The sequence below is a fragment of the Spirillospora sp. NPDC029432 genome (assembly GCF_040703975.1).
Classification (GTDB): domain Bacteria; phylum Actinomycetota; class Actinomycetes; order Streptosporangiales; family Streptosporangiaceae; genus Spirillospora.
This window is the reverse complement of the sequence record NZ_JBEZWH010000013.1, coordinates 1-26,623: the sequence shown is the minus strand read 5'-3', so window position 1 is coordinate 26,623 and position 26,623 is coordinate 1. Positions and strand designations below refer to the sequence as shown.

26 protein-coding genes are annotated in these 26,623 nt (G+C 73.9%); 9 read left to right on the top strand and 17 right to left on the bottom strand.

Features of this window, described 5'->3' with window-relative positions:
* Positions 1-7: 7 nt before the first annotated feature.
* Positions 8-829 (top strand): endonuclease/exonuclease/phosphatase family protein, encoded by an 822-nt coding sequence (locus AB0881_RS13175; RefSeq protein ID WP_366616794.1) that lies wholly within the window; start codon positions 8-10, stop codon positions 827-829.
* Here AB0881_RS13175 and AB0881_RS13170 read toward each other — a convergent pair.
* Both AB0881_RS13170 and AB0881_RS13165 read right to left on the bottom strand, forming a co-directional pair.
* Entirely contained in the window at positions 823-1,869 is a 1,047-nt protein-coding gene (locus AB0881_RS13170) for a Gfo/Idh/MocA family oxidoreductase (protein WP_366616793.1), read from the bottom strand. The genes AB0881_RS13175 and AB0881_RS13170 overlap by 7 nt on opposite strands.
* A gap of 57 nt (positions 1,870-1,926) precedes the next feature.
* Positions 1,927-2,724, bottom strand: coding sequence for a class II aldolase/adducin family protein (locus AB0881_RS13165; RefSeq protein WP_366616791.1), 798 nt, complete (start codon positions 2,722-2,724; stop codon positions 1,927-1,929).
* 117 nt (positions 2,725-2,841) lie between these two features.
* Here AB0881_RS13165 and AB0881_RS13160 point away from each other — a divergent pair, with 117 nt between their 5' ends.
* Positions 2,842-3,960 (top strand): helix-turn-helix domain-containing protein, encoded by a 1,119-nt coding sequence (locus AB0881_RS13160; protein ID WP_366616790.1) that lies wholly within the window; start codon positions 2,842-2,844, stop codon positions 3,958-3,960.
* Positions 3,961-3,970: 10 nt separating this feature from the next.
* On the top strand, positions 3,971-4,822 hold the full coding sequence (locus AB0881_RS13155; RefSeq protein WP_366616788.1) for an LLM class flavin-dependent oxidoreductase: 852 nt from the start codon (positions 3,971-3,973) through the stop codon (positions 4,820-4,822).
* 19 nt (positions 4,823-4,841) lie between these two features.
* On the opposite strand, the gene AB0881_RS13150 is transcribed toward AB0881_RS13155, so the two are convergent.
* From AB0881_RS13150 to AB0881_RS13120, 7 genes are all read right to left on the bottom strand, one after another.
* Positions 4,842-5,234, bottom strand: a complete 393-nt coding sequence (locus AB0881_RS13150; RefSeq protein WP_366616787.1) for a YkvA family protein — start codon at positions 5,232-5,234, stop codon at positions 4,842-4,844.
* A 43-nt stretch (positions 5,235-5,277) separates the two neighbouring features.
* Positions 5,278-5,817 (bottom strand): hypothetical protein, encoded by a 540-nt coding sequence (locus AB0881_RS13145; protein WP_366616785.1) that lies wholly within the window; start codon positions 5,815-5,817, stop codon positions 5,278-5,280.
* A gap of 68 nt (positions 5,818-5,885) precedes the next feature.
* Positions 5,886-6,725, bottom strand: a complete 840-nt coding sequence (locus AB0881_RS13140; RefSeq protein WP_366616783.1) for an AraC family transcriptional regulator — start codon at positions 6,723-6,725, stop codon at positions 5,886-5,888.
* Positions 6,726-6,768: 43 nt separating this feature from the next.
* Positions 6,769-7,518: a hypothetical protein gene (locus AB0881_RS13135; RefSeq protein WP_366616782.1), complete on the bottom strand. Its 750-nt coding sequence runs from the start codon at positions 7,516-7,518 to the stop codon at positions 6,769-6,771.
* Between the two features lie 180 nt (positions 7,519-7,698).
* The gene (locus AB0881_RS13130; protein WP_366616781.1) at positions 7,699-9,105 is read right to left on the bottom strand and encodes an aldehyde dehydrogenase family protein; all 1,407 of its coding nucleotides are present in this window, start codon (positions 9,103-9,105) and stop codon (positions 7,699-7,701) included.
* A gap of 162 nt (positions 9,106-9,267) precedes the next feature.
* A complete protein-coding gene (locus AB0881_RS13125; protein ID WP_366616780.1) occupies positions 9,268-9,741 on the bottom strand; it encodes a hypothetical protein in 474 nt (157 codons plus the stop codon).
* A 4-nt stretch (positions 9,742-9,745) separates the two neighbouring features.
* On the bottom strand, positions 9,746-10,366 hold the full coding sequence (locus tag AB0881_RS13120) for a hypothetical protein (RefSeq protein WP_366616779.1): 621 nt from the start codon (positions 10,364-10,366) through the stop codon (positions 9,746-9,748).
* 242 nt (positions 10,367-10,608) lie between these two features.
* Between AB0881_RS13120 and AB0881_RS13115 the strand changes: the two genes are divergently transcribed.
* The gene (locus AB0881_RS13115) at positions 10,609-11,082 is read left to right on the top strand and encodes a hypothetical protein (RefSeq protein WP_366616777.1); all 474 of its coding nucleotides are present in this window, start codon (positions 10,609-10,611) and stop codon (positions 11,080-11,082) included.
* Positions 11,083-11,110: 28 nt separating this feature from the next.
* On the opposite strand, the gene AB0881_RS13110 is transcribed toward AB0881_RS13115, so the two are convergent.
* The 5 genes from AB0881_RS13110 to aceA form a co-directional block, all read right to left on the bottom strand.
* Positions 11,111-12,094 (bottom strand): ATP-binding cassette domain-containing protein, encoded by a 984-nt coding sequence (locus tag AB0881_RS13110; protein WP_366616775.1) that lies wholly within the window; start codon positions 12,092-12,094, stop codon positions 11,111-11,113.
* 50 nt (positions 12,095-12,144) lie between these two features.
* Positions 12,145-12,930: an ABC-2 family transporter protein gene (locus AB0881_RS13105; RefSeq protein WP_366616974.1), complete on the bottom strand. Its 786-nt coding sequence runs from the start codon at positions 12,928-12,930 to the stop codon at positions 12,145-12,147.
* A 34-nt stretch (positions 12,931-12,964) separates the two neighbouring features.
* A complete protein-coding gene (locus AB0881_RS13100) occupies positions 12,965-13,753 on the bottom strand; it encodes an ABC-2 family transporter protein (RefSeq protein ID WP_366616773.1) in 789 nt (262 codons plus the stop codon).
* Between the two features lie 95 nt (positions 13,754-13,848).
* Complete coding sequence (locus AB0881_RS13095) at positions 13,849-15,285, bottom strand: M1 family metallopeptidase (RefSeq protein ID WP_366616772.1); 1,437 nt, start codon at positions 15,283-15,285, stop codon at positions 13,849-13,851.
* Positions 15,286-15,596: 311 nt separating this feature from the next.
* Complete coding sequence (gene aceA, locus AB0881_RS13090) at positions 15,597-16,880, bottom strand: isocitrate lyase (protein ID WP_366616770.1); 1,284 nt, start codon at positions 16,878-16,880, stop codon at positions 15,597-15,599.
* Between the two features lie 149 nt (positions 16,881-17,029).
* Between aceA and AB0881_RS13085 the strand changes: the two genes are divergently transcribed.
* The 5 genes from AB0881_RS13085 to AB0881_RS13065 all read left to right on the top strand — a co-directional run bounded on the left by AB0881_RS13085 (position 17,030) and on the right by AB0881_RS13065 (position 22,091).
* The gene (locus AB0881_RS13085; RefSeq protein WP_366616768.1) at positions 17,030-18,466 is read left to right on the top strand and encodes a helix-turn-helix domain-containing protein; all 1,437 of its coding nucleotides are present in this window, start codon (positions 17,030-17,032) and stop codon (positions 18,464-18,466) included.
* A 141-nt stretch (positions 18,467-18,607) separates the two neighbouring features.
* On the top strand, positions 18,608-19,585 hold the full coding sequence (locus AB0881_RS13080) for a glucosyl-3-phosphoglycerate synthase (protein ID WP_366616766.1): 978 nt from the start codon (positions 18,608-18,610) through the stop codon (positions 19,583-19,585).
* Between the two features lie 187 nt (positions 19,586-19,772).
* Entirely contained in the window at positions 19,773-20,999 is a 1,227-nt protein-coding gene (locus AB0881_RS13075; RefSeq protein ID WP_366616764.1) for an acyl-CoA dehydrogenase family protein, read from the top strand.
* Positions 21,000-21,034: 35 nt separating this feature from the next.
* Positions 21,035-21,670 (top strand): TetR family transcriptional regulator, encoded by a 636-nt coding sequence (locus tag AB0881_RS13070; RefSeq protein ID WP_366616763.1) that lies wholly within the window; start codon positions 21,035-21,037, stop codon positions 21,668-21,670.
* Between the two features lie 49 nt (positions 21,671-21,719).
* On the top strand, positions 21,720-22,091 hold the full coding sequence (locus tag AB0881_RS13065) for a phosphomannose isomerase type II C-terminal cupin domain (protein ID WP_366616761.1): 372 nt from the start codon (positions 21,720-21,722) through the stop codon (positions 22,089-22,091).
* Positions 22,092-22,094: 3 nt separating this feature from the next.
* On the opposite strand, the gene AB0881_RS13060 is transcribed toward AB0881_RS13065, so the two are convergent.
* The 3 genes from AB0881_RS13060 to AB0881_RS13050 form a co-directional block, all read right to left on the bottom strand.
* Positions 22,095-22,703, bottom strand: a complete 609-nt coding sequence (locus tag AB0881_RS13060) for a class F sortase (protein WP_366616759.1) — start codon at positions 22,701-22,703, stop codon at positions 22,095-22,097.
* Entirely contained in the window at positions 22,693-23,388 is a 696-nt protein-coding gene (locus tag AB0881_RS13055; protein WP_366616758.1) for a hypothetical protein, read from the bottom strand. Before AB0881_RS13055 ends, AB0881_RS13060 begins: the two co-directional genes overlap by 11 nt.
* A gap of 150 nt (positions 23,389-23,538) precedes the next feature.
* Complete coding sequence (locus AB0881_RS13050; protein WP_366616757.1) at positions 23,539-26,337, bottom strand: family 20 glycosylhydrolase; 2,799 nt, start codon at positions 26,335-26,337, stop codon at positions 23,539-23,541.
* Positions 26,338-26,623: the final 286 nt, after the last annotated feature.

The window sequence follows — 26,623 nt, the reverse complement described above, 5'->3', positions numbered from 1 at the left end:
CGCGATCATGGCCTATGACATCGAGCGCCCGTACGGACCGCTGATCGAGACGACCGCGCGGGTGGCGACCTGGAACACCTGGGCCCGGTATGGACCGTGGCAGGACCGCGAGCGCGGGCTGCTCGCCGCGCTGCTGGCGGCGGATCCGGACGTCCTCGTGCTGGTGGAGGCGTGGGAGGACGAGGAGTCGTCACAGGCCGGACGCCTCAAGGGCGCGCTCGGGCTGCCCCACCACGTGTTCGGCGGCGACCCCGGGTCGGGCATCGCGATCCTGTCCCGCTGGCCGCTGGACCGCCGGGAGGAGCGCCGCCTCGGCGACCCGGCCGGGAGGATCTGGGACGCCGGGCACGCCCTGTACGCGCGGGCCGCCGGGCCGCGCGGCCCGGTCGAGGTGATCGGCGCCGGGCTGGGCTGGAAGCTGGGCCACAGCGGGCAGCGCCAGGAGCAGGTCCGCGAGCTGGGCGCGTTCGCGCGCGAGGTCGCCGACGTCCAGGCGCCGCTGGTGGTGGCCGGCGACTTCAACGCCGACCCCGGCAGCGACGAGATCCGCGCCCTCACCGGGCGGGCCGCCGTGGCGGCGCCCGGCCTGGTCTTCTACGACGCGTGGGAGACGGCCGGAGACGGCACGCCCGGCCACACCTGGGCCCGCACCAACCCCTGGACCGAGCCGGTGCTGTGGCCCGACCGCAGGATCGACTACATCCTCTCGGCCTGGCCCCGCCCGGGCGGCGCCGGGCACCCGGTGCACTGCGAGCTGCTCGGCACCGAGCCGGTCGGCGGCGTCCTGCCCTCCGACCACTACGGGCTGGTGGCCGACCTCCGCTACTGAACCGGGACCGGCCGCCCGTTCTCCGCCGAGCGGATCGCCGCCTCGACGACCTCCAGCCCGGTGATGGCGTCGGCGAGCGCGACCGGGGGAGGGCCGCCGCGCAGCGCCCGCGCGACCTCGGCGTAGAACTCCTGGTACGCGCCCGGCTCGGTGGGCTCCGGCCGGTCGGCCGCCGTGGTGCCCAGCCGGCCGTACGCCTCGGGCGGGACCTGGCCCCAGCCGGCGTCCTTGGGCGTGCGGCCCGCGCGCAGCTCCTTCTCCTGCGGGTCCATCCCGGAGACCGTGTACCCGGAGGCCGAGCCGAGCACCCGGAACCGCGGCCCGAGCTGCGCCGCCGTCGCGCTCATCCACAGGTGCGAGCGCGCCCCGCCGGCGTGGGCGAGCGCGACGAAGACGTCGTCGGGCGCGGAGGCCCCGGACCGGCGCACGTCGATCTCGGCGTACACCCGCTCCGGCCGGCCGAACAGCGTCACCGCCTGGTCGATGAGGTGCGAGCCCAGGTCGTACAGGATCCCGCCGGCGTCGCGGGGGTCGGCGCTCTCCTTCCAGCCCGGCTTGATCTCCGGCCGCCAGCGCTCGAACCGCGACTCGAACCGCTGGACGGTCCCGAGCGCCCCCTCGCGCACGAGCCGCCGCACCGTGCGGAAGTCGCCGTCCCAGCGCCGGTTGTGGAACGGGATCACCGGCAGCCCGCGGACCGCCGCCAGCGCCGCCAGCGAGCGGGCCTCGGCCGCCGTGGGCGCGACCGGCTTGTCCAGCACGACCGGCAGGCCGGAGGTCAGCGCGGTCCGGGCCAGCGGCACGTGCTGCCGGTTCGGCGCGGTGACCACGACCAGGTCGTACGCCTCGGGCGATTCCCAGAGCCGGTCGGCGCTCTCCAGGACCCGCGCGTCCGGATACCGGCGCCGCACCGCCTCCCGCCGCTCGGGGTTCCCGGTCACCACGGCCTCCAGCCGCAGGTCGGGAACCGAGGCGATCAGCGGTGCGTGGAAGACCGCGCCCCCGGTGCCGTACCCGATGAGTGCCACCCGCAATGCCATGCACCGATCATCGCGGATGGCTCCCACCAGCACGAACGCCGGGGGTGCCGGTGGCCGTCAGTCGAACAGGTCGGGCTGCTCCCGGGTGATCTGGTCGTACAGCGGCTGGTAGTTGATCCAGCCCACCAGGTCGTTGCCGATCTGGCCGTGCGTCAGGACGGCGTTCTCGTGCTCGATCGGCACCACCGTGCCGGCGGCCTTGGCCAGCAGCTGCACCTGGCAGGAGCGCTCCATCGTGATGAACCACCAGGCGGCGGCGTCCACGGTGTCGCCGACGGTCAGCAGCCCGTGGTTGCGCAGGATGACCGCCTTGTTGCCGCCGAGGGCGGCCGCGATGCGCTTGCCCTCCTCCAGGTCGGTCACCACGCCGGTGTAGTCGTCGAACACGCCGTGGTCCTGGTAGAACGCGCACACGTCCTGCGTGATCGGCTCCAGCGGCTGCCCGAGCGCCGACAGCGCGCGGCCGTAGGTCGAGTGGCTGTGCGCCGCCGCCACCGCGTCCGGCCGGGCCTGGTGGATCTGGGAGTGGATGGCGAACGCGGCCTCGTTCACCGGGTAGCGGCCCTCCACCACCTGGCCCTGGTGGTTCACCAGGATCAGGTCGCTGACCTTGATGTGCTTGAACGACATGCCGAACGGGTTGACCCAGAAGTGGTCGGCGCGCTCGGGGTCGCGGGCGGTGATGTGCCCGGCCACGCCCTCCTCGAAGCCGAACTTCCCGAAGATCCGCAGCGCCGCGGCCAGCCGCTCCTTGCGGTGCCGGCGCTCCTCCTCCACGGTGTCGAACGTCTGCGGCAGCCGGAAGATCAGGTCGGTGGGCAGCTTCTCGAGGAACTCTTCCTCTTCCTGGGACATGGGGCGCTCCTTGGGTTTGTCTGGCTTCACCAAACAGCGTCCGCCCCGCGGTCGTCTAGGCTGGATCAGGTCAACCCGGGCGGCGGCGGTTGTCCCGTACGGACAAGGGGAGGGCGGATGCAGGACATCGACGCCTTCCTGCGCCTGGTGGTCGAGCGCGCCGACGACCCGGCGCTCCTGGAGTCCACGGTACGGGCCGCGCGCAGCCGCTCCGAGCTGGTCGCGGCGCTGCCGGAGGAGGAGACCCGGCGGCACACCCGCGCGCTCGTCCGCGGGGTGCTCGCGGCGCTGCGCGAGGGCGGCGAGCCGGGCGGCGAGGTGCTGGCCGCGGCCGAGCGGCTCGGCGCCGACCGGGCGCGGCAGGGCGTCCCGGTTGCCGCGCTGCTGGACGGCTTCCAGGCCGGCCGCTCCCATCTGGTGGGCCTGCTGATCGAGCAGGGCCGGCGGCTGCGGGTGCCCGCCGACGTGCTGCTGGACGGCGTCACCCGGATCGACGCGATCAACACCGCGCTCGTCCACCGGATGGTGCACGCCCACCGGATCGCCGAGCTGGAGACGGCCCGCACCACCCGGGAGGGGCACGTCCAGACGCTGCGCCGGCTGCTGCACGGGGAGCCGCCGACCGTCCGCCCGCCGCTGGACCCGGACGCCGCATACCACTGCGTGGTGTCCGATGTCAGCGACCCCGCCGTCGCGAGCCGGCTGGAGGGCGCGCTGGCCGCCGGCGGGCCGGCCCTGTGCGGGCTGGTGGACGGGCGGCTGGCCGCGCTGGTCACCCGGCTGCCCGAGCTGCGGGACGGGCCGCTGATGGTGGCCGCGCCCGCCGAGCGCCCCGCCGGGATCGCGCCGCTCTACCGGCTCGGCCGCCGCGCCCTGGAGGCCGCCGCCGCGTCCGGCCTGACCGGGCTGCGACCGCTCACCGACCTGGCGCTGGTCACGGTGACCGCGGCGGAGCCGGAGCTGGGGCGGCTGCTGGCGGCCCGGCTGCTGGGCGGCCTCGACCCGGCGGACCCGTTCCACCGCGAGCTGGCCGAGACCGCGCTGGAGCTGCTCGACCACGGCGGCCGGATCGAGCCCACGGCCGCCGCCCTGCATGTCCACGGCAACACCGTCAAGTACCGGCTGCGCCGCTTCCAGGAGCTGACCGGCGGAAACCCGGCCGCCCCGGAGAACGCCGTCGCGCACGCCGCCCACTGGTGGTGGGCGCTGCGCGAATGGATCGCCCGGCCGCCATGAGAGGATCCCGATGAAGATCAGTACCGTGATGTGGCCGACCCGCTCCTGGCCGGAGGCCGGCGACCTGTGGCGGCGGGCCGAGGAGCTCGGCTTCGACACCGCCTGGGTGTACGACCACGTGGCCTGGCGCGGCACCACCCCCTGGTACGACGCCTACACCACCCTGGCCGCCGCGGCGGCGGTCACCTCGCGGATCCGGCTCGGGACGCTGGTCACCTCGCCGAACTTCCGGCACCCCGTCCCGACCGCGCACGCCGCCAAGACCATCGACCACATCAGCGGCGGCCGGCTCCGGCTCGGCATGGGCGCGGGCGGCACGGCCCGCACCTCCGACGCGGGCCTCCTCGGCGGCCCGGACTGGACGGCCCGCGAGCGCGCGGACCGCTTCGCCGAGTGGGTCGAGCTCCTCGACCGGCTGCTCACCGGGCCGGAGACGACCTACGAGGGCACCTACTACTCCGCCCAGGAGGTCGTCACCGGACCCGGCTGCGTCCAGCGCCCCCGCGTCCCGTTCGTCATCGCGGCGACCGGCCCCAGGGGGCTGCGGCTGGCCGCCCGGCTCGGCGCCGGCTGGGTCACCACCGGCGGCCGCGACGGCACGGACCCGCTGGAGGCCGTCCGCGCCCAGCTGGACGGGCTGCGCGCCGCCTGCGACGCCGAGGGCCGCGACTTCGCCGAGATCAGGCCGGTCTTCCTCACCGGCTTCACCGGCGAGCCGTGGCTGGAGTCGGCCGGCGCGTTCGAGGACCTGGCGGGCCGCTACGCCGAGCTGGGCTTCGACGAGATCGCCGTCCACTGGCCGCGTCCCGGCACCGACTGGGCCGCGGACATGAAGGTGTTCGAGGCCGTCGCCGCGTCGTGATCCGCGCCGGGGCGGCGGGTCACGGGCCAGGGCGGCGGCCCTCGCCGCCGAGCGGGCGGCGGCGGCGCCGTGCCAGCTCCTGCCCGGCCGCGATCACCAGCCAGGTGAGCGCGGTGGCGTCGTCCACGACGCCGACCGGCAGCAGGAAGTCGGGGACCAGATCGACCGGCGAGACGATGTAGAGTACCGCCGCCACCATCGCGACGATCTTCCCCTTGCCGGTCCGGTACGGCTCGCCGCCCGGTCCCGCCGGGCGGCGCCGCAGCCGCAGCAGCCCGGCGATCAGCACTCCGGCGCCGACTCCCATCACCGCGCCCCCGGCCACGGTCAGGTCCACGCCCGCGACCGCGCCGTCCGCGGCGAGGGCGACCACCCCGCCCGCCACGAGCAGGACGAGCCCGGCAAGGATCATCACGCACCTCCGGGGCGGGACGGGCGGATCTGGTCGCATGCGGTCACATGCGGTATTGCCCGCCTTCCTCGCCCCATTCGCCGAACGGGGGTTCTTCTCCGGCGTCCATGGCCGCGCAGGCGCGCTCGTCCAGGAGGACGAAGACGAGGCGGCGCACCTCCAGCCTGCGGGCGGCCTCCGCCGTGGCGGCCACGCCGGGGCCGGGGCCCGCGAAGGCCAGGTCCGCCTTCGCCGCCCACTCCGGGAAGCCGCCGAAGGCCGGCGCCCAGGCGGCGGAGTGGTGGCCGGCGACGATCCGGTAGCCGTACACCCCGTCGCCCGCGGGAAGCGGGTCGATGTGCAGGGCGCCGTGCCGGAACGGCTCCAGCGCCGGCTCCCGCATGCCGGTCTCGCGGGCGACCCGGCTCAGGTCGGGGTGCGTGTCCCCGTCGCTGACCAGCCAGGCGTCCACGTTCTCGGGCGGCTCCGAGCCCGCGCCGCCGTCGATCCCGACCCGGGTGTGCCCGTACTCCACGAGCAGCCCCGCCGGGGCGAACCGGGCCGACCCCGCCGTCCCGACGCCGAGCAGCATCAAACGCGGCATACCTGGATGTTTACCCTCGCCGGGCGTGCCGTCCACCCCTCCGGCGGGCCGAGTCAGGCCGGGGCGGGTCAGGCCGGGGCCGGGTCGGCGACCGGCCGGTGGCCCATCGTGGCGACCAGCTCGGTCGGGGTGCAGCCGGCCAGGGCGCGGACCTCGCGGTTGAGGTGGGCCTGGTCGAAGTAGCCGCAGTCGTGGGCGATCCCGGCCAGGTCGTGCGGGCCCGCCGACATCAGCTCGACCGCGCGCTCGAAGCGCAGCACCCGGGCCGCCACCTTGGGCGGCAGGCCGATCTGCTCCTTGAACCGCTGGGCGAGGTGGCGGCGGCTCCAGCCGACCTCGGCCACCAGGTCGGTGACGGGCACTCGGCCGCGGGCGGCCAGCAGCATCTCCCACGCGCGCGCGACCTCGGGGGCGGGGGAGGGGCCGGTCTCCAGCCGGTCCAGCAGGAACCCGTCGAGCAGGTCGAAGCGGGCGGGCCAGCCGGGCGCGGCCTCCAGCCGCTCGACCAGCTCGCCGGCCGCCGGGCCGATCAGGTCGGGCAGCGCGACCGCGATGTTGGCGAGCTCGCCCATCGGCGTGCCCAGCAGCGTGTACGCGCCGAGCGGGCTGAGGTCGAGCTGGACGCCGCGCTGGACGCCGCGGGCCGTGTACGAGCCGTGCCCGTCGTACATCCCCGCGAAGAACGAGGAGAAGCGGCCGGGGCCGGTGCCGGGCGCCTCCAGGTCGAGCGGCGGCCCCATATTGATGATCATGACGGTGCGGCGGCCGGGCAGCGTGCGCTTGCGGTTGGGGAAGGCGTCCTTCTCCCAGTAGCCGTGGTAGGCGTCCAGGAAGGGGCGCAGCGCGGGATGGGGCCGGCCGTGGGCCAGCCACCATTCGCCCTGGTCGTCGATCCTGACCGGTCGCATCCCTCCAGTCTGGCACCCGGGTCCGACAGGACCGGGTGCTCCGTCACTCGTAGATCTGCCCGCACACCGCGATCCGGGCCAGATCCGCCCAGCTCATCGTCGTCATCGGGCGGACGTACGAGCGGGCGGCCGGGCGCCCGCCGGACGCCGGCAGCGGGATCCGGGCGCCGTCGGCAGCGTCCCAGCCGCCGAGGCTGCCCGCCACCGCGCACTCCAGGTAGGTGGCCGGGTCGAAGTTGAACCAGCGGCGCGGGGTCGCGCGGCGGCCGCTCCCTGGCGGGCGCGGAGCGTCCACGCCGAACCGCGCCCGCGGGCCCGGCGGGTGGGCGAGGAAGTCCTCGAGATCGGCCAGCTGGGACAGCACGACCCGCTCCCAGTCGGCGTACCCGGCCGGCTCGTCGCCCGGCAGCGACAGGTCGCGGGTGCTCCAGGACGGGTCGTACTCCGCGGGCGGGACGCTGGAGGCGGCCGAGAACATCGCCGCCACGTCGTCGGGGTGCAGCCGGTCGCGCCCGCTGAGCGGGCGGCTGACCGTCCACAGCGCGCGCAGGAACGCCGACAGCGACCAGGACGCCGCCCGCGCCTCCTGCCCGAGCTGGAGGAAGTGCAGGTAGAGGTCCCGGTTGGTGCGCACGACCGGGCCCGACGGGCCGGTGACCCAGTAGAGCTGCTTGTGCGGGACGCCGCTCTCCATCGCCAGCGCCTGGGCCAGCGCCGAGATCCGGGAGTCGTGCGTCGCCATCTGGACCTGGTTGCCGTTGTCGTCCTGCCGCATGACGTCCCACGTCTGCATCCGGCGCCTCCACGGTCGGGGGGATGTGCGGTCGCGGCCCGACACCGAGAGTGTCGCATCGCCGGGCGCGGCCGCCAGTAGCGGCCGTGTCACTGTTGAGCGTCGAAGTCGTGACCGCGGGCACCCTTCCGTACGGCCCGCGGGCCCCGGAGGATCATCGGGGCCCGCCGGCCGGAGGGATCAGGCCTTGGACCGGTGGATCACCTGGATCTCGGTGAAGCCGTACAGGCCCCACGGGCCGTTCTCGACGCCGACACCGCTCCACTTGAAGCCGCCGAACGGCTGGTGCGGGGCCAGCGCGAGGTGGGTGTTCACCCAGGCGGTGCCGCACTCGAGCCGGCCGGCGACCTCGGCGGCCCGGTCGGCGTCGGCGCTCCAGACCGAGCCGGACAGCCCGAAGTGGGTGCCGTTGGCGCGCTCGACGGCCTCGTCCAGGTCGCGGTAGCTCACCACCGGCAGCGCCGGCCCGAACTGCTCCTCGTCGACGATCCGGGCGCCGTCGGCGACGTCGGCCAGGATCGTCGGCTCGAAGAAGTAGCCGGGGCCGTCGACGGCCTTGCCGCCGGCCGCCGCGCGGGCGCCGCCCGCGATCGCGTCGGCGACCAGCTCGCTGACCCGCTCGAACTGCGGCCTGTTGTTGACCGGGCCGTACTGCACGCCCTCGGTCATGCCGTCGCCGACCTTGACCGACTTCGCCTTGGCCGCCAGGGCGTCGACCACGTCGCCGTACAGCGCCTCGGGCACGTACACGCGCTTGATCGCCGAGCAGACCTGGCCGTTGTTCATGAACGCGGCACCGAACAGCTTCTCGGCCACCGCCGCCGGGTCGGCGTCGTCGAGCAGGATGGCGGGGTCGTTGCCGCCCAGCTCCAGCGTGACGCGCTTGAGGTCGGGCGCCGCGGCGGCGGCCACCCGCTTGCCGGTGGCGACGCTGCCGGTGAAGCTGATCTTGCGCGGGGTCTCGTGCCCGGTCATCCAGGCGCCCAGCTCGTCGCCGCCGGTGACGACGTTGAGCACGCCGGGCGGCAGCACCTCGCGCAGCGCCTCGCCGAGCCGCAGGCTGGACAGCGGGGTGAACGGGGACGGCTTGAGCACCATCGTGTTGCCGGCCAGCAGCGCGGGCGCCAGCTTCCAGATCGCCAGCAGCAGCGGGTAGTTCCAGGGGGTGATCGCCGCGACCACGCCCATCGGCCGGCGGACCACCTCGACCAGCGCGGTGTCGTCGTCCTGGATCACCTCGCGGGGCAGCTCCAGGTCGGCGAAGTACTTCAGCCACACCCCGGCGCCGACGACCTCCATGGTGGCGTCCTGCAGCGGCTTGCCCTGCTCCAGCGTGAGGACCCGGCCGATCTCCTCGGACCTGGCGAACAGCAGGTCGGCCGCCGCCTGCAGCGCCTTGCGCCGGGCGGCCTCGTCGCGGCGCCACGCGGGCAGCGCGTCCCGCGCGGCGGCCATCGCCGCGTCGAGCTGCTCGCGCGAGCAGTCGGGGGCCTGCTCGGCGACCTCGCCGGTGGCCGGATTGATCACCCCGAACGTCGCGGGCGCCGCCACGGCCTCGCCGCCGATGGTCATCGTGTACTCGGACAAGGTGATCCTCCACTGTCGCGCGATACCGAATCCCGTTCAGTATTCACCCCGGGGCGCCGTCCGTACAGCACCGGAAGGGCGCCGCCCGGATGGACGGCGCCCTTCGTGCCGGGTGCTTCGAGGTGGTCGGGGGTGGTCGGAGGATCGGGTCGGAGGGGCGGGTCAGAGGGTGAGGGTGCGGTCGACGAAGTCGCGGTAGTCGCGCAGCGCCAGCCGCAGTCGCTCGGTGTCGGGGGACGCCTCGCCGCCCTCGTTCAGGCGGTCGTCGAGGGTGCGCTTGCGGGCGGCCAGGGCCTGGCCCGCGGCGTTGACGATCTCGGCGGCCAGCTCGTCGGCCCGGCGGACGGCGCCGCGCGGGTCGTCGACGAAGCCGGACTGCACCTCGCGCCAGCGCTCGTGGAAGCCGTCGGCGACCGAGGCGTCCAGCAGGCGCCCGTGCCCTTCAGAGCGGGTCTCGATGCCGGCCTCGGTGCGGGTCTCGCCGCGGGTCTCGGTCCCGGCGACGGGGGCGGGGAACGCCTCGGCGACGCCGCCCTCGCCGGTCGGGGACGCCGGGGGCCCGGCGACCCGCACGTCGCTCTCGTCGCGCTCGCGCTCGCCGGCGCGGACGTCGGGATCGGTGGTCTCGTGCTTCACGGGATCACCGCCCCGCCTCGGGGCCGCGGTCGCGGCCGGGTCCGTGGTGCGCGGGCGTACCCTGCCCGGCGCGCGAACCGGAGCGCTCCCCGTCGGGGACCTTCAGCAGGTCCTCGAACAGCGCCCGGTAGTGCACCATGGCCTGGCGCAGCTCCTCCGTGGTGGCCTCGTCGCGCGCGGCGCGGGCGCCGATGTCGTGGCCGCGCCGGTAGTGGTCCAGGGTGCGGCCGTGCTCGACGGACAGGTGCGCGACGCGGTCGTCGAAGTCGCGCGTCGGGTAGCCGCGCTCGCCCATGACGACGGTCACCAGGCGGCCGGCCTGCTCGACGGCGGCGCCGGGGGCGTCCACGAACTGCTCCTGGACGTGCACCCACTGCTCGCGGTACAGCTCCCGCTGGCGCGGGTCCAGCTCGCGCAGCTCCAGCTCCTCGTGCCGCCGCTCGCGGGACATCAGCTCCCGTTCGGCGGCGGCGCGCTTGCCGTGGCGCTCCACGGCACGGTCGTATTCGGGTCCGAACCGCCGCCGGAGCGCGCGCGTGCGGGCCTGGGTCCACAGGACGTACCCGGCCGCGGCCACCAGCGCGATGATCACTACGGCGACGACGACCATGAGGATGGTCGACATTGCTCCTCCACGTGGGTCGGGTCGATGGACGCCCAGTGCCCCGACAATCGCCATCAAAACGGACGAGACGTTTCGGACGTAGGTAGGAATCAGTCGCTATGCAGGAAGGTGCAGCAAAGATCACGACTTCACGTAATACGGGCGGAACTACTGCGCCGCGGGGGAAACGCGTGCTGTGATGGGGTGCATACGGCCGCCCGCGCGGCAGGGGTGCGGGCCCGTCCGATGGGATGTGATGCCCGGTGCGCCACGCGTTCGGATTCCTGCTCGGCGTCCTGCTGACCCCGGCGCTGGTGTACGGCTCAGCCTGGGGTTACGTCCAGGCGGGCCAGTCCTTCGACGGGGCCGCGCAGGAGATCACCGACAGCACCCGGATGTACGGCGCGTTCGCGCTGCTGGCCGCCGTCGGCCTGGTGACGGGCGTCATCATCGTCGCCCGGTGGGCCTCGCCGCTGGTGTCGCTGATCCCGGCGCTGACGCTGCTCGGCCTGTCGGTCTACTTCCTCGTCGACCCGGCCCGGGTGCTCGACCTGCCCGGCAAGGTGCCGCCGGCCGGCGACCTCGACTTCGGCCTGCGGATGCTGCTCGGCTCGGGCCTGTACGCGCTGATGGGCTTCGCGCTGCTGATGCCGACCTGGGCGCCGCGCCGCTGGGGGGCCGGCCGCGACGACGACGAGGAGGCGTCCGAGCCGTACTACCCGGCCGCCCAGCGCTGATCCGGGCCGGCGCGCGCCGCGGCGCCGGTCAGGGCGCCACCGCGCTGCCGGGGTGGTCGTAGGCGCCGTCGCCGCGGTACAGGCGCGCCACCACCTCCTCGATGCCGGTCTCCCGCAGCGCGATGTCGCGGATCTCGTACCGGCCCGCCAGCTCCGCGACGACCGCCGCCGCGTTCGCGTCCCGGGGCAGGCGCAGCAGCTGGCGCGGCCCCTCGACGGCGACGACCTCGGCGTCCGGCAGGGCCACCGGCGGCTCCGGCCGGGCCAGCTCGACGACCAGGACGCGGCCCGCGCCGGCGGTCGCGCGCAGCCGCTCCAGGCCGCCGTCGTACGCCAGCCGGCCGTGATCGATGATCATCACGCGGCGGCACAGCCGCTCGATGTCGCCCAGGTCGTGCGTGGTCAGCAGGATCGTCGTGCCGCGCTCGGTGTTGATCCGCTCCAGGAACTCCCGGACGGTGGCCTTGCTGACCACGTCCAGCCCGATCGTGGGCTCGTCCAGCACCAGCAGCTCCGGATCGTGCAGCAGCGCCGCCGCCAGGTCGCCGCGCATCCGCTGGCCCAGGCTGAGCTGGCGGACCGGGGTGTCCAGGAACGGGCCCAGCTCCAGCAGCGCGGTCAGCTCGGCCAGCCGCGCCCGGTGCGCCGCCGCCTCCACCCGGTACAGCCGCCGGATCAGCGTCAGGCTGTCGCGCAGCGGCAGGTCCCACCACAGCGTCGTGCGCTGCCCGAACACCACGCCGATCCGCCGCGCCAGCGCGGTCCGCTGCCGGGACGGGTCCAGCCCGCACACCCGCACCCGCCCCGACGACGGGGTGAGGATGCCGGTCAGCATCTTGATGGTGGTGGACTTGCCGGCGCCGTTCGGGCCCAGGTACCCGACGAACTCGCCGCGCCCGACCGTGAACGACACCCCGTCCACCGCCCGCACGGTCGCGCGCGTGCGCCGGAGCCCGCGCCCGGCCCGCTTGCGCACGGTGAACGCCTTGGCAGCGTCCTCGACCTCGATCATGCCGCCCCTCTCACCCTCGGTTCCCCCCGTTCCCCCGGTTCCTCCGCCGCTCAGCTGCCCGTCGACCGGTAGTGCCGCAGCCCCGACCGCCAGGCCAGCGCCGCCGCCGCGCAGACCAGCACCGCCGCCGCGGGCGACGCGAACCGCAGCCAGGACGGCAGGCCGGCCGGGTCCGGCCGGTCCAGCACGTACAGCGCGGGCTGCCAGTTCACGAACGCCAGCGGCACCGCGAACGTCACCCCGCGCACGAAGTCGCGCCCGAACACGCTCATCGGGTACTGCGTCAGCAGGCCGCCGCCGTCGGTGACCGACTTCGTGGCGGCGTGCGCGTCGATCAGCACGAAGTGCAGCGACGCGGTCAGCACCCACAGGCCCGCGAAGATCGCGGTCCCGCACAGCACCATCAGCGGCACCATGGCGATCCGCCCGGCGTCCCAGGGCGCGTCCAGCCGGGGCAGCACGGCCGCCAGCACCACCGCGCCGGGGATCAGCTTGCCGGTCCGGCGCGGCGAGAAGTCCTCGGTGGCGACCTGGATCAGCGGGCTCACCGGCCTTACCAGCATCGCGTCCAGCGACCCCTGCCGGATGTGCTGGCCCAGCCGCGAGGAGCTGCCCAGCAGCAGGTCGGCGGTCGCGAACGACAGGACGCTGGTGCCGTACAGGAACAGCACCTCCGCCGCGCCGAAGCCGGCGATCACCGGGGCCCGCGCGAACAGGAGCATGATCGCCACCAGGTCCAGCGCGCCGACCACGGCCACGGCCGCGGTCAGCAGCGCCAGCGACACCGGGTAGCGGGCGGCGGCGCGCAGCCAGGTCCAGGCCAGCAGCGCGTACATCCGGATGGTGCGGTCGAGCACCTCGTCCAGCACGTCAGCCACCGTGCACCACCAGCTTCCGCCGCGCGGCCAGCGTCAGCGTCCGCCCGGCCGCCAGCAGCACGGCCGCCCAGCCGGCCTGGAACGCCAGCGCGCCCGCCAGACCGGCCCCGGCGTGCTTGCCGAGGAACACGTCGGCCGGGACCTGGACCAGCGCCGCCCACGGCAGTACCCGCGCCACCTCGCCCAGCCACCCCGGGAAGACGACCAGCGGGACCAGCATGCCGGAGAAGAACATCGCCATCACCAGCGCGACCGAGTTCAGGCCGCGGTCGTCGTGCAGCCAGAACATGCCCAGCGCCACCAGGTAGCGGAGGCCGAAGCCGGTGACGATCGCCAGCAGCACCGAGACCCCGAACACCGCCAGCGTGCCCGGCTCAGGGAACCGCAGCGGGAACACCAGCGCCCCCGCCAGCAGTGGGATACCGCCGCGCAGCACCAGGGCCGCGGCCCCGCGGGCCAGGTCGTCGGCCAGCCACCAGCCCTGCAGATCGACGGGGCGGTGCAGGTCGATCGCCACGTCGCCGTTGCGGATCCGCTCGGTCAGCTCCAGCCCGCCGAAGATCTGCACCGGCCCGATCAGCGCCTGCGTGACGAAGCAGAACGTCACCGCGTCGGCGACGTCGTAGCCGCCCAGCGAGGGGCGCTTGGTCCACAGCGCGACCAGGATGTAGGCGCGCATGAACCCGAAGACGGTGTTGGTGACGGCCTCGGCGAGCGCGCCGAGCGGATAAGCGGTGTAGCGGCGGAACGCGTACCACGCCACCCACGGAAAGACCCCCACTCGCCACGAGCATACGGAAGGCGCCGGAGGGAATCCACGCGATCACGGTGAAGGCCGGGCCCGGTCGCGCCGCGGGCCCGGCCTTCACCGCGCGCCTACCAGCTCGTGGGCTTGGACGGCGTGTACAGCCACACCCTGAAGAAGTCGTCCAGCTCCCGTCCGGAGATCTTCTCGGCGAGGGAGATGAACTCCTCGGTCGTCGCCGTGGAGTACTTCTTCCGCTCGACCCACGTCCGCGCGAGCCGCAGGAACCGCTCGTCCCCGATCTTCTGCCGCAGCGCCTGGAGCGTCAGCCCGCCGCGCGAGTACACCGCGCCGTGGAACATCTGGTCGCGGGTCGGGTCGGCGACCACGAGCTCCCAGAACGCCGGCCGGTCCGGCGGGGTCGCGGGCGGGTTGTCGTAGGTCTGCCGGAACGACTCCTGCGCGCTCTGGCCGCCGTGCCGCTCGGTCCAGTACCACTCGATCCAGCGCGCCCAGCCCTCGTTCAGCCAGATGTCCTTCCAGCGGTGCGTCGACACGCTGTTGCCGAACCACTGGTGCCCGATCTCGTGGACGACCACGCCCTCGTTCCTGGGCCGGTGGTAGATCGGCCGGCTCTGCGTCTCCAGCGCGAACCCGACGTTCAGCGGCGGGACGCCGTTGTTCTCGACGATGGAGCCCGTGGTGGTGAACGGGTAGCGCCCGAAGTAGTCGGCCAGCTCGTCGGTGGCCCGGGTCGTGTGGCGCGGCGTCGCCACCGCGTCGGGGTGCGCGGCCGCGTCCGGATCGACGGCGTCCAGCTGCGGGATCCCCTTGCCGGTCTCGGTGGTCGACACGTTGAAGCGGCCGATGGAGTTGGTCGCCAGGTACGGCGCCATCGGGCGGTCCTCGTGCCACACGAACGTGGCGCTGCCGCCGCGGCTCCACTGCTTCACCAGGTGGCCGTTGGCGATCGCCTTCAGGCCCTCCGGCACGGTCGTCCTGATGGTGAACAGCGCCTTGTCCCTGGGGTGGTCGTTGGCCGGGAACCAGGTGGAGGCTCCGTCCGGCTCCGACGACACCGACGCGCCGTCCGGGGTGTGGATCCAGCCGTACGGCAGCCCGAACACGATCGGGCCGCCCAGCGTCTGCGGCACGCCGTCGTACCGGACGGTGACGGTGAACGCGCGGTCCTTGCGCAGCCCCCGGGGAGGCGTGACGACCAGCTCGCGCTCGCCGGTGCGGGTGAAGCGGGCGGCCTTGCCGTCCACCCGTACCGACCGCACGTTCATCTTGTAGAGGTCGAGGTTGAACCGCGACAGGTTCTGGGTGGCCCGCGCGCTGATGACGGCGGTGCCCTTCAGCACGTCGGTGGCCGGGTCGTAGGTGGTGTCCAGCCCGTAGTGCCGGACGTCGTAGCCGCCGTTGCCCAGCTCGGGGAAGTACGGGTCGCCGAGCCCCGCCGAGCCGGCGGTGAACCGGCCGTCCGCCAGCGCCGCGGGCGCGAGCGCGGTGACGCCGAGCGCGGCGAGCGCGAGTGAGAGGAGGTACGGGGAGCGCCGCATGGCCATCGGTCGGATCCTCTCCGTCGAGTGTTCCGTCGATAGATCGGAGTGGTACGCCACGACCCTGACGCCGGCCGGAAGATCTGTCGATGCCGCTGCCCGGTAGCGGCCAGCGGTGAAAACCTCGTATCAGGTTCGCGCGTCGCCCCCTCGCGCGGCGCGTACCGGGCGGGCCCGGCCGCGGACGCGAGAAGGCCCCTCCTCCGGGTGTAGGGACGGAGGAGGGGCCTTCTGCTCGCCGGCCGGGGCCGGGCCGGCGGATTTCCTCAGTGAGCCAGACCGAGGAAGGGCCCTGGGGGGAGGACCGGAGAAGCGGCCTAGTGGAACTGGGCCTCTTCGGTGGAGCCGGTCAGCGCGGTGGTGGACGAGTCCGGCGCGATGGCCGTGCTCACCTGGTCGAAGTAGCCGGTGCCGGCCTCGCGCTGGTGCTTGACCGCCGAGAAGCCGCGGTCGGCCGCCGCGAACTCGCGCTCCTGCAGGTCGACGTAGGCCGTCATGCCCTCGCGGGCGTAGCCGTGGGCCAGGTCGAACATGCCGTAGTTGAGGGCGTGGAAGCCGGCCAGCGTGATGAACTGGAACTTGAAGCCCATGTGGCCGAGCTCGCGCTGGAACTTCGCGATGGTCGCGTCGTCCAGGTGCTTGCGCCAGTTGAACGACGGCGAGCAGTTGTAGGCCAGCATCTGGTCCGGGTACTCGGCCTTGACGGCCTCGGCGAACTTGCGCGCGACCTCCAGGTCGGGCGTGCCGGTCTCCATCCAGATGAGGTCGGAGTACGGCGCGTACGCCTTGGCGCGGGCGATGCACGGCTCGATGCCGTTGCGGGTGCGGTAGAAGCCCTCGGCGGTGCGCTCGCCGGTGAGGAACTCCTGGTCGCGCTCGTCCACGTCCGTCGTGATCAGGGTCGCGGCCTCGGCGTCGGTCCGCGCGATGATCAGCGAGGGAACGTTGGAGATGTCCGCGGCGAGGCGGGCGGTGTTCAGGGTCTTGACGTGCTGCGAGGTCGGGATGAGGACCTTGCCGCCCAGGTGGCCGCACTTCTTCTCGGAGGCCAGCTGGTCCTCCCAGTGCACGCCCGCCGCACCGGCGGCGATCATGCCCTTCATCAGCTCGAAGGCGTTGAGCACGCCGCCGAAGCCGGCCTCGGCGTCGGCCACGATCGGGGCCAGGAAGTGGGTGTCGCCCGAGCCCTCGGACCACTGGACCTGGTCGGCGCGCAGCAGCGCGTTGTTGATCCGGCGGACCACGGCCGGGACCGAGTTGGCCGGGTAGATGCTCTGGTCCGGGTAGGTCTGGCCGGCCAGGTTGGCGTCGGCGGCGACCTGCCAGCCGGACAGGTAGATGGCCTTGAGGCCGGCCTTCACCTGCTGGACGGCCTGCATGCCGGTGAGCGCGCCGAGGGAGTGGACGTAGTCCTCCTCCCGCAGCAGCTTCCACAGGCGCTCGGCGCCGAGCCGGGCCAGCGTGTGCTCCTCCTGGACCGAGCCGCGCAGCCGGATGACGTCCTCGGCGGTGTAGGTCCGCTCGATGCCGTTCCAGCGCTCGTCGGTCTCCCACTGCCTCTGCAGCTCCGCGGCTGCGCCCTTGAGGCGACTGTCGCTCATGATCTTGCCCTTCCGTGTCGTCCCCTGGGTGCTTGCGATGACTATGCCCCGGCCGCAACCCCCTAATGAACTCGTGAGTAACAGAAGATTCGCGAAATTTCCGCTAACATGAAGCCGTGACGACCTTGCGGCCAGAAGAACCCCTCAACTTGACGAGTGACGTCGACCTCGTCACCTTCGGGCAGCGGCTCCGGCATCTGCGGCGCGGCCGCGGCATGACCCTGTCCGATCTCGGCGAGCGCGTCGGCCGCGCCCCGTCCCAGCTCTCCCTGCTGGAGAACGGGCGGCGCGAGCCCAAGCTGTCGCTGCTCCAGTCCCTCGCCGCCGCGCTGGAGGTGCCGGTGGAGGAGCTGCTGCGCCGGCAGCCGCCCAGCCGCCGCGCGCAGCTGGAGATCGCGCTGGAGGAGGCGCAGCGCGACCCGCTCTACCGCTCCCTCGGGGTGTCCCACCTCAAGGTGAGCAAGCGGATGCCCAACGAGGTGATCGAGCACATCCTGGCGCTGTACGGGGAGCTGCGGCGCAGCCGGACCAAGCCCACCGCCAGCCCCGAGGAGGCGCGCAAGGCCAACGCCGAGCTGCGCCGCCAGATGCACGAGCGCGGCAACCACTTCTCCGAGATCGAGGACGTGGCCGCCCAGACGCTCGACGCGGTCGGCTACCGCGGCGGCGCGGTGTCCCAGGGCACGCTGATGACGCTGGTCAGCCACTTCGGCTTCGGGCTGCAGTACGTCCAGGACCTGCCGCGCTCGGTCCGCTCCATCACCGACCTGCGCAACCGGCGGATCTACCTGGAGCGCGAGCAGCTGGGCATGCACACCCCGCGCACGATCCTGCTCCAGACGCTCGGCCACATCGCGCTCGACCACGACGTCCCGAAGGACTTCGCCGACTTCCTGCGCCAGCGGGTCGAGGCCAACTACTTCGGCGCCGCGATGATGATGCCGGAACGCGCCGTCGTGCCCTACCTCCAGGAGGCCAAGGCCAACCGCGAGCTGTCGGTCGAGGACCTGGCCGACGTGTTCTCGGTGTCGTACGAGATGGCCGCGCACCGGTTCACCAACGTGGCCACCCACCACCTGGACCTGCAGTTGCACTTCACCAAGAACGACGAGAACGGCACGATCTACAAGGCGTACGCCAACGACGGCCTGGCGTTCCCGCAGGACGAGGCCGGAGCCATCGAGGGCCAGCGGATGTGCCGGGAGTGGGCGGGGCGGCACGTGTTCCAGACCGCCGACCGCTTCTCGGTGTACTACCAGTACACCGACACGCCCACCGGCACGTACTGGTGCCTGTCGCACATCGACCCCAGCCACGAGCGCGACTTCGCGATCACGCTGGGCGTCCGGTTCGAGGACTCGCGCTGGTTCCGCGGCCGCGAGACCACCAACCGGGTGAAGTCGGCGTGCCCGGACGGCGACTGCTGCCAGCGCCCGCCGGTGGAACTGGCCGAGCGGTGGGAGGGGATGGCCTGGCCGTCCGCGCGGGCCCACTCGCACGTGCTGTCGGTGCTGCCGCCCGGGGCGTTCCCGGGGGTGGACGAGGCCGACGTTTACGCGTTCTTGGATCGGCATGCCGCTGGATGACCGGTGTGTTGTGGATGCGTTAAGTTCTGGGGTCGGCGGATCCGGGCCCGTTCCAAAGGTGAATCATCTGGGCTGACATGGCGTTTCCTAGTGAAAGGACGTTTTGTCCCCCAGACGGTCCCCACGGAAGGGAGATCCCGAGTGCTGCCTGAGGTCGCGTCGTGGCTGCGCCGCCGTACCAGCGAGACGGCGGACTGGCCCCTCGAGACGCTGCTCGCCGTGAAGGGCTCCACCCGGATCAGCGTGGTACTGCCGGCCAGGGACGAGGAGGAGACGGTCGGCGCCATCGTCTCGGCCATCCGCGCCGAACTGGTCGAGCAGGCCCCGCTGGTGGACGAGATCGTGGTGATCGACTCGCGGTCGACCGACCGGACGGCCGCGGTGGCCGCCGCGGCCGGGGCCGAGGTGGTCGCGCAGGACGCCGTGCTGCCCGAGGCCGGCCGCATGTCGGGCAAGGGCGAGGCGCTGTGGAAGTCGCTGGCCGCCACCGGCGGCGACCTGATCGTCTTCGTGGACGCCGACCTGCGCGGCTTCGCCACCTCCTACGTCACCGGCCTGCTCGGCCCGCTGCTGACCGACCCGTCGGTCGGCTACGTCAAGGGCTGCTACGACCGCCCGCTCGTGACCGGCGAGAGCCGGGACGAGACCGGCGGCGGCCGGGTCACCGAGCTGGTCGCCCGGCCGCTGATCAACCTGCACTGGCCGCTGCTGGCGGGCGTGATGCAGCCGCTGGGCGGCGAGTACGCCGGCCGCCGCGCGCTGCTGGAGCGGCTGCCGTTCGTCACCGGGTACGGGGTCGAGCTCGGGCTGCTCCTGGACGTGTTCCAGGAGGCCGGGCTGGACGCCATCGCCCAGGTCGACCTGGGCCGCCGGGTGCACTCGCACCAGAGCACCCAGGCGCTGGGCGCGATGTCGTCCCAGATCATGCTGGCCGCCTGGTCCCGGCTGCAGCGGCACGGCCGGATGCTGCCGCTGGAGGCCCCGTCCACCGCGCTCACCCAGTTCGCCCGCGGCGCGGGCGGCCACGACGTGCGGGTCAGCGACGTCGGTGTGGGGGAGCGGCCGCCGATGGCCGAGGTCCCCGGCTACGCCGCGGCCCGGCGCCCCATGCTGTCCTGACCCGCCCTCGCCTCCCGCGCCCCTTCTGACCTGGTCTTCTGACCCCGCCTTGGCGCCCCCGTGGGGGCGCCCTTCCCAATGTTGGCCCAGCGTTGGCCCGTGTGACTCCCGCCACGGCCGCCGCCCTCGATCCGGCATCAGGTGCTACCGTTGGTAACAGCTGATATTGGAGAGAGGGTCAATAAATATGAGCACCGAGCCGACGCCGTTCTCGATCGAGCCCGGGGAGGACGTGCGCCAGGTCCAGGAGTGGGTGCACGAGTTCGCGCGCGACGTGATCCGGCCCGCCGCCGAGGAGTGGGACGAGCGGGAGGAGACCCCCTGGCCGCTCATCCAGGAGGCGTCCAAGGTCGGCCTCTACTCCCTGGACTTCTTCGCCACCCAGTGGCTGGAGCCCAGCGGCCTCGGCATCCCGGTCGCGTTCGAGGAGCTGTTCTGGGGCGACGCCGGCATCGCGCTGTCGATCGTGGGCACCGGGCTGGCCGCCGCGTCCGTCGCCGCGGTCGGCACCCCCGAGCAGACCGCCGAGTGGGTCCCGCAGATGTTCGGCACCGCCGACGACGTGAAGCTGGGCGCGTTCTGCGCGTCCGAGCCCGACGCGGGCAGCGACGTCGGCTCCATCCGCACCCGCGCCGTGTACGACGAGGCCAAGGACGAGTGGGTGATCAACGGCACCAAGACCTGGGCCACCAACGGCGGCATCGCCGACGTCCACGTCGTGGTCGCCTCGGTCCACCCCGACCTCGGCAGCCGCGGCCAGGCCAGCTTCATCGTCCCGCCCGGCACGCCCGGCCTGAAGCAGGGCCAGAAGTTCAAGAAGCACGGCATCCGCGCCTCGCACACCGCCGAGGTGATCCTGGAGGACGTCCGGGTGCCCGGCGCGCTGATCGTCGGCGGCAAGGAGAAGTTCGACGAGCGCATCGCCCGCGTCCGCGAGGGCAAGAGCGCCAAGGGCCAGGCCGCGATGAAGACGTTCGAGACCACCCGCCCGTCGGTCGGCGCGATGGCGCTCGGCGTCGCCCGCGCCGCCTACGACTACGCCCTCCAGTACTCCCAGGAGCGCGAGCAGTTCGGCAAGAAGATCGGCGACTTCCAGGCCATCGCGTTCAAGCTGGCCGACATGAAGTGCCAGATCGACGCCGCCCGGCTGATGGTGTGGCGGGCCGCCTGGATGGCCCGCACCGGCAAGGACTTCACCAGCGCCGAGGGCTCGATGGCCAAGCTCATGGCCAGCGAGGCCGCCGTCCGGGTCACCGAGGAGGCCATCCAGATCCTCGGCGGCAACGGCTACACCCGCGAGTACCCCGTCGAGCGGATGCACCGCGACTCCAAGATCTTCACGATCTTCGAGGGCACGTCCGAGATCCAGCGGCTGGTCATCGGCCGCACCATCACCGGCCTCCCGGTCCGCTGACCGGGCCGCGGTGCCGGTAGCGTACGGTTTCTCCCATGACGGCGACGGGTGCGGCGAGGGCGGGGTCACGGCGTGACCCCGGCCGCCGGCGCGCCCTGCTGGAGGCTGCCGACCGGGTGATCCAGCGGGAGGGCCCGGAGGCGTCGATGGCCGCCATCGCCGCGGAGGCGGGGATCAGCAAGCCGATCCTCTACCGCCACTTCGGCGACAAGAGCGGGCTCTACCAGGCGCTGGCCGAGCGGCACACGCGCAAGCTGGTCGAGGCGATCCGGGCCGAGTTCTCGCGCTCGGACTCCGTCCTCGCCCGCACCCGCTCCACCATCGACACCTACCTGGCCACGATCTCGGCGAACCTGAACCTCTACCGGTTCCTCATGCACCGGGCCAGCGCCGAGGACGCGGCCACCCACAGCGCGATGAGCACCATGATCCGCGGGGTGAGCCGGGAACTGGCCGAGGTGATGCTCGCCGAGGGCGACCGGCTGGACCGCACCCGCGCGTACGTGTGGGGCCACGCGGTCGTCGGCATGGTGCAGACCGCCGGCGACTGGTGGCTCGACCACGCCGAGGAGGTGCCCCGCGAGGCCGTGGTCGACGGCCTGGCGGACCTCATCCTCGCCGGGCTGCCGGCGGCCTCCTCCGACCGCGTCCTCGAGCTGTTCCAGGACTGACGCCGTGCCGTTCGGTGAACGGCCGTACCGAGAATCGACGACTCCCGAGGTGACAGTGCAGACCGACCTGAGGCCCGACCCCGCCGTCGAGACCGAGCGGCGCCCCTGGGGGAGCTTCGAGCGCTTCACGCTGAACGAGCCCTCCACGGTGAAGATCATCTACGTGGATCCCGGGCAGCGGCTCAGCCTGCAGCGCCATCGCGACCGCGACGAGCTGTGGGTCGCGCTCGACCCCGGCGCGGTGTTCGAGGTCGCCGGCCGCCGGATCGAGCCCGAGGTGGGCGAGCGGATCCTGATCCGGGCCGGGGACACCCACCGGCTGAGCTCCGCGGGCCCGGCCGTGCGGGTGATGGAGATCGCGTTCGGGCACTTCGACGAGGACGACATCGAGCGGCTGGAGGACTCCTACGGCCGCGCGTGACGCTCACCGCACGAGGTGGGCGTAGACGATGAGGTTGTCCCGGTACGACCCGTCCGCCTCGTCGTACGCGCCGCCGCAGGTGACCAGGCGCAGGCCCGCGTAGCGCACCTTCCCGTACACGCGCGTGCGCGGGAAGCGCCACTTGGGCACGCGCTCGGCCGCGTCCACGCGGAACACCGCCGCGCCGCCGCCGCGCCGGGTCACCCGGATCTCGTCGCCGGGCCGGACCCGGTGGAGGCGGTGGAAGACGGCGGGGCCGTCGCGGTCGTCGTAGTGCCCGAGCAGGACGGCCGGCCCCCGCGCGCCGGGCGCGGGGCCGGGCCCGTACCAGCCGACCCGGCCGGCGTGCCGCAGCGGCGGCACCTCCACGGTCCCGTCGCCGTTGAGCCCGACCCGCGTCACGGGCGCGTCCACCCCGATCCCCGGGATCCGGACGCGGACCGGGACGGCGGGCGGGAGCGCCGGGCCGTCGGGGATGTGCCACAGCGCGCGGGGCCCGCCGAGGTCACGGTAGTGCCCGCGCGGCTCGCCGCCGTCCATCCCCTTGCCCATGGCCAGCGCGCCCATCAGGGCCAGGCCGGCCGCGACGAGGTAGGCGCGGTTAACGGCCACGGGCCGCGCGGGACCGCGCCAGCGCCGTGGCGCCGATCCCGGCGGCCGCGACGACCATCGCCGTGCCGGCGAGCGTCCACGGCGCGCCGGGCTCGCGCGCCCCGCCGCCGCCCGTCCGCGCCCACCCGCGCGGAACGGGCGCGGCGGCGCCCTCGTCCCGTGCGACGTTCCCCTCCCGCGCGGAGTCCCCGTCGCGGGCGGTGCCCTCGTCGCGGGCGGCGTCGCCGTCGCGCGTGGGGCCTCCGTCGGCAGCGGTGTCCCCGTCACGAGCGGCGTCGCCACCGCTCGCGGTGTCCCCGGCGTGTGGGGCGACCCCGTCCTGCGCGCCGTTCCCGTCGTTCGCGGTACGGCCGCCCAGGCGGAAGGTGCCCTCCTGGGTGAGGCCCGAGGCGTCGCACCTGGCCTCGACCCGGTGCTCGCCCGCACGTTCCCGCACGATCCGCGCCTCGACGGTGAACCAGCCGTCGACGACCCGGCCCTCGCCGCGCGCCGCCCCGGTGACGCGCACCTCGCGGTCCGCGGCCTCGCAGCCGCCCGACACGGTGACCGTCCCGCCGCCGGCCGGCGGCTCGATGTCCAGGTCGCCGGCGTGCGCCGCGGCCGGCCCGCCCAGGACCGTCCCGGCGGCCGCCGCGGCGAGCGCCGCGGCGGCCGCCGATCGTACGGTGACCCGCATGAGCACCATCCCCCCTTGTCCCCCTTGCCTCGTCCCGGGGCCGGTGATTCCCACCCGTTCCGGGGACACAGCGGCGTTGAAGGGATCTTTGCCGCCGCTTACCGAGGTCTTCCGGTCGCGCCGCGAGGCCCGCCGCGGCGGGCCGGGGGTGCGGGCGTCCTACTGGAGCGGCCTCCACTCGTCCGGGGCCAGGTCAGGTTCCCGGCCCTCCGTGCCGCGGGTGGCGGTGAACAGCTCACCCTGGTGGGTCACGACGCTGCCGCGCCGGTACGCGGTGCCGTCCCGCCAGGCCGGCACGCCGACCGGGGCGATGCGGCTGGTGCGGCCGTCCGCGCTCCGGGTGCGGACGAGGGCGTGCTCGCCGACCCGCGCCGGGCCGCCGTACGCGTGCCAGCGGACGCCGTCGGTCGAGTACTCGATCGCCATGCCCGGGTTGCGGACGCTGGCGGTCAGCGTCCCGCCGGCGATCTTCGCGCCGGGCAGCGGGACGCGGTAGTTCACGCCCTCGCCGCGCAGCCCGACCGGCCGGTAGTACGACAGCAGCGGGTAGGTGACCTGCCCGAGCGTGTTGCTGAAGACCTCCCACGCCGCGGGCATCTCCGCCGGCGACGGGGTACGTCGGTTCCACGCGCGCTCGGCGGCGCCGAGCAGCTTCGGGAACGCCTGGTACTCGCGGATCTCGGGTGTCTTGCCGTTCTCGGCCCACAGCTGCGCCTCGATGCCGAGGATGTTCTTCCTGCCCTCCTCGGTCAGCCGCCGCCAGCTCGGGCTTGGGGTGACGGGATTGCCCCATCGGTCCTCGGTCGCGTTGGCGTACACATCGAACGGCTGGTACGTGAAGGTGCTCTTCTCGTCGACGTACGCGGCCCAGTAGTAGCCGGGCTCGTCCGGGTCCTTGTTGTACGCGAGGTCCATGTAGAGGTTGGTGGCGTGGGCGAGGATGACCGGCGTGCCCTCGTTGGCGAACCGGTACGCCCAGTCCTCGCGCCCCCAGCCCCACACGTTCTGCCAGGGCAGCGGCGCGAAGTTCTTCAGCCGCAGGTCGCGGTCGGGCGCGGTGACGTCCTCCCAGCCGGAGGTCGACTTCGCCGCCGTCAGCGCGATGTCGTTCCATCGGGTGAAGAACAGGTCGGCCAGCTCCTCACCGGACTTGCCCGCCGTGTCGGGGTTCGCCGCGCACGCGGGGGAGCCCGACCACCAGCCCTGCGGCGGGCCCGGCGGCTCGTCGCCGCCCAGGTTGAGCCGGTTCAGCGGCACGCCGGCGGCGGCGTACATCTTGCCGACCTCGCCGACGACCTTGCGCAGGAACGCGTATGTCCCCGGGACGCAGGGGTTGACGAGGTTGTCGTTATAGCCCTGAACGCTGACGTGCCGCGAGGTGTCCTTCGGGTCGAGCAGCCGGTAGGTGCCGTCGCCGGTGCGCGCGTGGCGGTGCTCCATCGACCGGACGGCGGCGCGGGCGTGCGCGGGGAAGTTCAGCTCCGGCACGACCTCGATGTGCCGCTCCGCCGCGTACCGCAGGATGCCGGTGAAGTCGCGCACCGAGTAGTGCCCGGTGCCCTTGCCGACGAAGTTGACCATGAGCTGCTCGTAGCCCTGGAACGCGGGCGTCCGCCCCAGGTTGGCCGCGGTGCGGTCGCGCGCCTTGCCGAGGACGCCGTCCCCGCCGCCGAGGTCGTTCACCGACCCCATGCCGTGGTGCAGGCCGGTGCGCTCGTCCGGTTCCAGGACGCGGCGGCCGCCGAACCCGGTCAGCTCGGGCAGTCCCGGGATCTCCAGCCGCCAGCCCTCGTCGTTGGTCAGCCCGAGGTGGAGCCGGTTGAGCTTGCTGAACGCCATCAGGTCCAGGAACTTCTTGATCGTCTCGGGGGACTCGAAGTGGCGTCCCACGTCGATGTGCAGGCCGCGGTAGCCGAACAGCGGCGCGTCGGCGACCGCCGCGCGCGGCACCGCCACCGTCGCGGGCGCGCGGCCCCCGGCCGCCGCCTTGTAGGCCGAGGCGGGGACGAGCTGCCGCAGCGTCTGGACGCCGTACAGCACCCCGGCGGCGTCCGCGCCGACGATCTCGACCCCGGCGGCGGTGGCGTTCAGGGTGTAGCCCTCGGCGTCGGGCCTCCCGTCGCGGTCGGCGTCGAGCCCGGCGTCCGTGCGCAGGGTGATGGGCGCGCCGCGCCCTCGGGCGACGTCGCTGAGCGCCGAGCGCAGGTAGCCGGCCTCCTTGCGCAGGCTCGCCGGCGCCGTGATCGGCGAGGCGCCGCCGAGCGCGACGGTGCCGCCGCTCGCCGTGGCCGACAGCGGCTGCGGGACGATCCTCTGCCGGAGCGTGAGGTCGAGCCTGCGCGCGGTGTTCTCGGCGTGGCGGACCGCCGCCGTCTGGACGGGCCGCACGTCGCCGGAGAACGCTTTGGTCTGCTTGGGGTCGGCCGGGTCGAGCAGCGTCTTCGCGGGCACCCAGCGGGCGGGGCCGCGGCCGTACGCGATGGCCCATCCGGCCGGGGCGTCGGACTTGTGGGTGGCCCACAGCTCGATGTCGAAGTCGGCCGCGCGCCGCTCGCCGGGCCGCACCCGGACGAACGAGGCGGTCGGTTTCAGCACGTAGAAGTCGCCGCTCTGGGCGGTGTCGGCGCGGGCGACGGTGAGGCCCTGCGCGGCGAGCCGGCTGCGGGCGGCCTCGCCGGCGGCCCCGGCCAGCACCGCGGCGGGCTGGCGGACGGAGGTGAAGTACATGGCCCAGCCGCCCGCGAGCGCGCACCCGCGGTCGCGGTTGGCGAGCGTCAGCCGGGCGCGGAAGTACTGCGCGTCGGTGACGGTGTGGTCGACCGGCTGGTAGGTCATCAGCAGGTCGCGCGCGTCGGGCCGGCAGCCGGCCGCGGCGGTGCCGGGCGCGGCGGCGACGGCGAGCGAGGCGGCGAGCGCGGCGGCGGTGACGAGTGCGGCGGATCCGTTCGGCGTCTTCATGGCAGCATGAACCGCTCTCCTGGCGGACGGGGACGGACCGGCGAGCGGGCGCCGGCGGGGCGGCCGGGCTCGCAACCGATCGCGGCCGCACAAACAGGAAAGTAACCTAATAATTAGCGCCGGCCGATGCCCCGTCCGCAAACGGCCACCGCCGCCCCCTCCCGTCCCCCGGGAACGGCAGGGCGCGGGCGGGCCCCCCCCGCGGGGGGGGGGGGGGGGGGCCCCGGGGGGGGGGGGGGGCGGGGGGCCGGGGGGGGGGGGGGGGGCGGGGCCCCCGCAGGAGCGA

Bases quoted from the DNA above. Each gene is read 5' to 3' on its own strand.
- AB0881_RS13175 (WP_366616794.1), top strand. From the start codon at position 8: ATGGCCTATGACATCGAGCGCCCGTACGGACCGCTGATCGAGACGACC.
- AB0881_RS13170 (WP_366616793.1), bottom strand. From the start codon at position 1,869: ATGGCATTGCGGGTGGCACTCATCGGGTACGGCACCGGGGGCGCGGTC.
- AB0881_RS13165 (WP_366616791.1), bottom strand. From the start codon at position 2,724: ATGTCCCAGGAAGAGGAAGAGTTCCTCGAGAAGCTGCCCACCGACCTG.
- AB0881_RS13160 (WP_366616790.1), top strand. From the start codon at position 2,842: ATGCAGGACATCGACGCCTTCCTGCGCCTGGTGGTCGAGCGCGCCGAC.
- AB0881_RS13155 (WP_366616788.1), top strand. From the start codon at position 3,971: ATGAAGATCAGTACCGTGATGTGGCCGACCCGCTCCTGGCCGGAGGCC.
- AB0881_RS13150 (WP_366616787.1), bottom strand. From the start codon at position 5,234: ATGATCCTTGCCGGGCTCGTCCTGCTCGTGGCGGGCGGGGTGGTCGCC.
- AB0881_RS13145 (WP_366616785.1), bottom strand. From the start codon at position 5,817: ATGCCGCGTTTGATGCTGCTCGGCGTCGGGACGGCGGGGTCGGCCCGG.
- AB0881_RS13140 (WP_366616783.1), bottom strand. From the start codon at position 6,725: ATGCGACCGGTCAGGATCGACGACCAGGGCGAATGGTGGCTGGCCCAC.
- AB0881_RS13135 (WP_366616782.1), bottom strand. From the start codon at position 7,518: ATGCAGACGTGGGACGTCATGCGGCAGGACGACAACGGCAACCAGGTC.
- AB0881_RS13120 (WP_366616779.1), bottom strand. From the start codon at position 10,366: ATGTCGACCATCCTCATGGTCGTCGTCGCCGTAGTGATCATCGCGCTG.
- AB0881_RS13110 (WP_366616775.1), bottom strand. From the start codon at position 12,094: ATGATCGAGGTCGAGGACGCTGCCAAGGCGTTCACCGTGCGCAAGCGG.
- AB0881_RS13105 (WP_366616974.1), bottom strand. From the start codon at position 12,930: ATGTACGCGCTGCTGGCCTGGACCTGGCTGCGCGCCGCCGCCCGCTAC.
- AB0881_RS13095 (WP_366616772.1), bottom strand. From the start codon at position 15,285: ATGGCCATGCGGCGCTCCCCGTACCTCCTCTCACTCGCGCTCGCCGCG.
- aceA (WP_366616770.1), bottom strand. From the start codon at position 16,880: ATGAGCGACAGTCGCCTCAAGGGCGCAGCCGCGGAGCTGCAGAGGCAG.
- AB0881_RS13075 (WP_366616764.1), top strand. From the start codon at position 19,773: ATGAGCACCGAGCCGACGCCGTTCTCGATCGAGCCCGGGGAGGACGTG.
- AB0881_RS13070 (WP_366616763.1), top strand. From the start codon at position 21,035: ATGACGGCGACGGGTGCGGCGAGGGCGGGGTCACGGCGTGACCCCGGC.
- AB0881_RS13055 (WP_366616758.1), bottom strand. From the start codon at position 23,388: ATGGTGCTCATGCGGGTCACCGTACGATCGGCGGCCGCCGCGGCGCTC.
- AB0881_RS13050 (WP_366616757.1), bottom strand. From the start codon at position 26,337: ATGAAGACGCCGAACGGATCCGCCGCACTCGTCACCGCCGCCGCGCTC.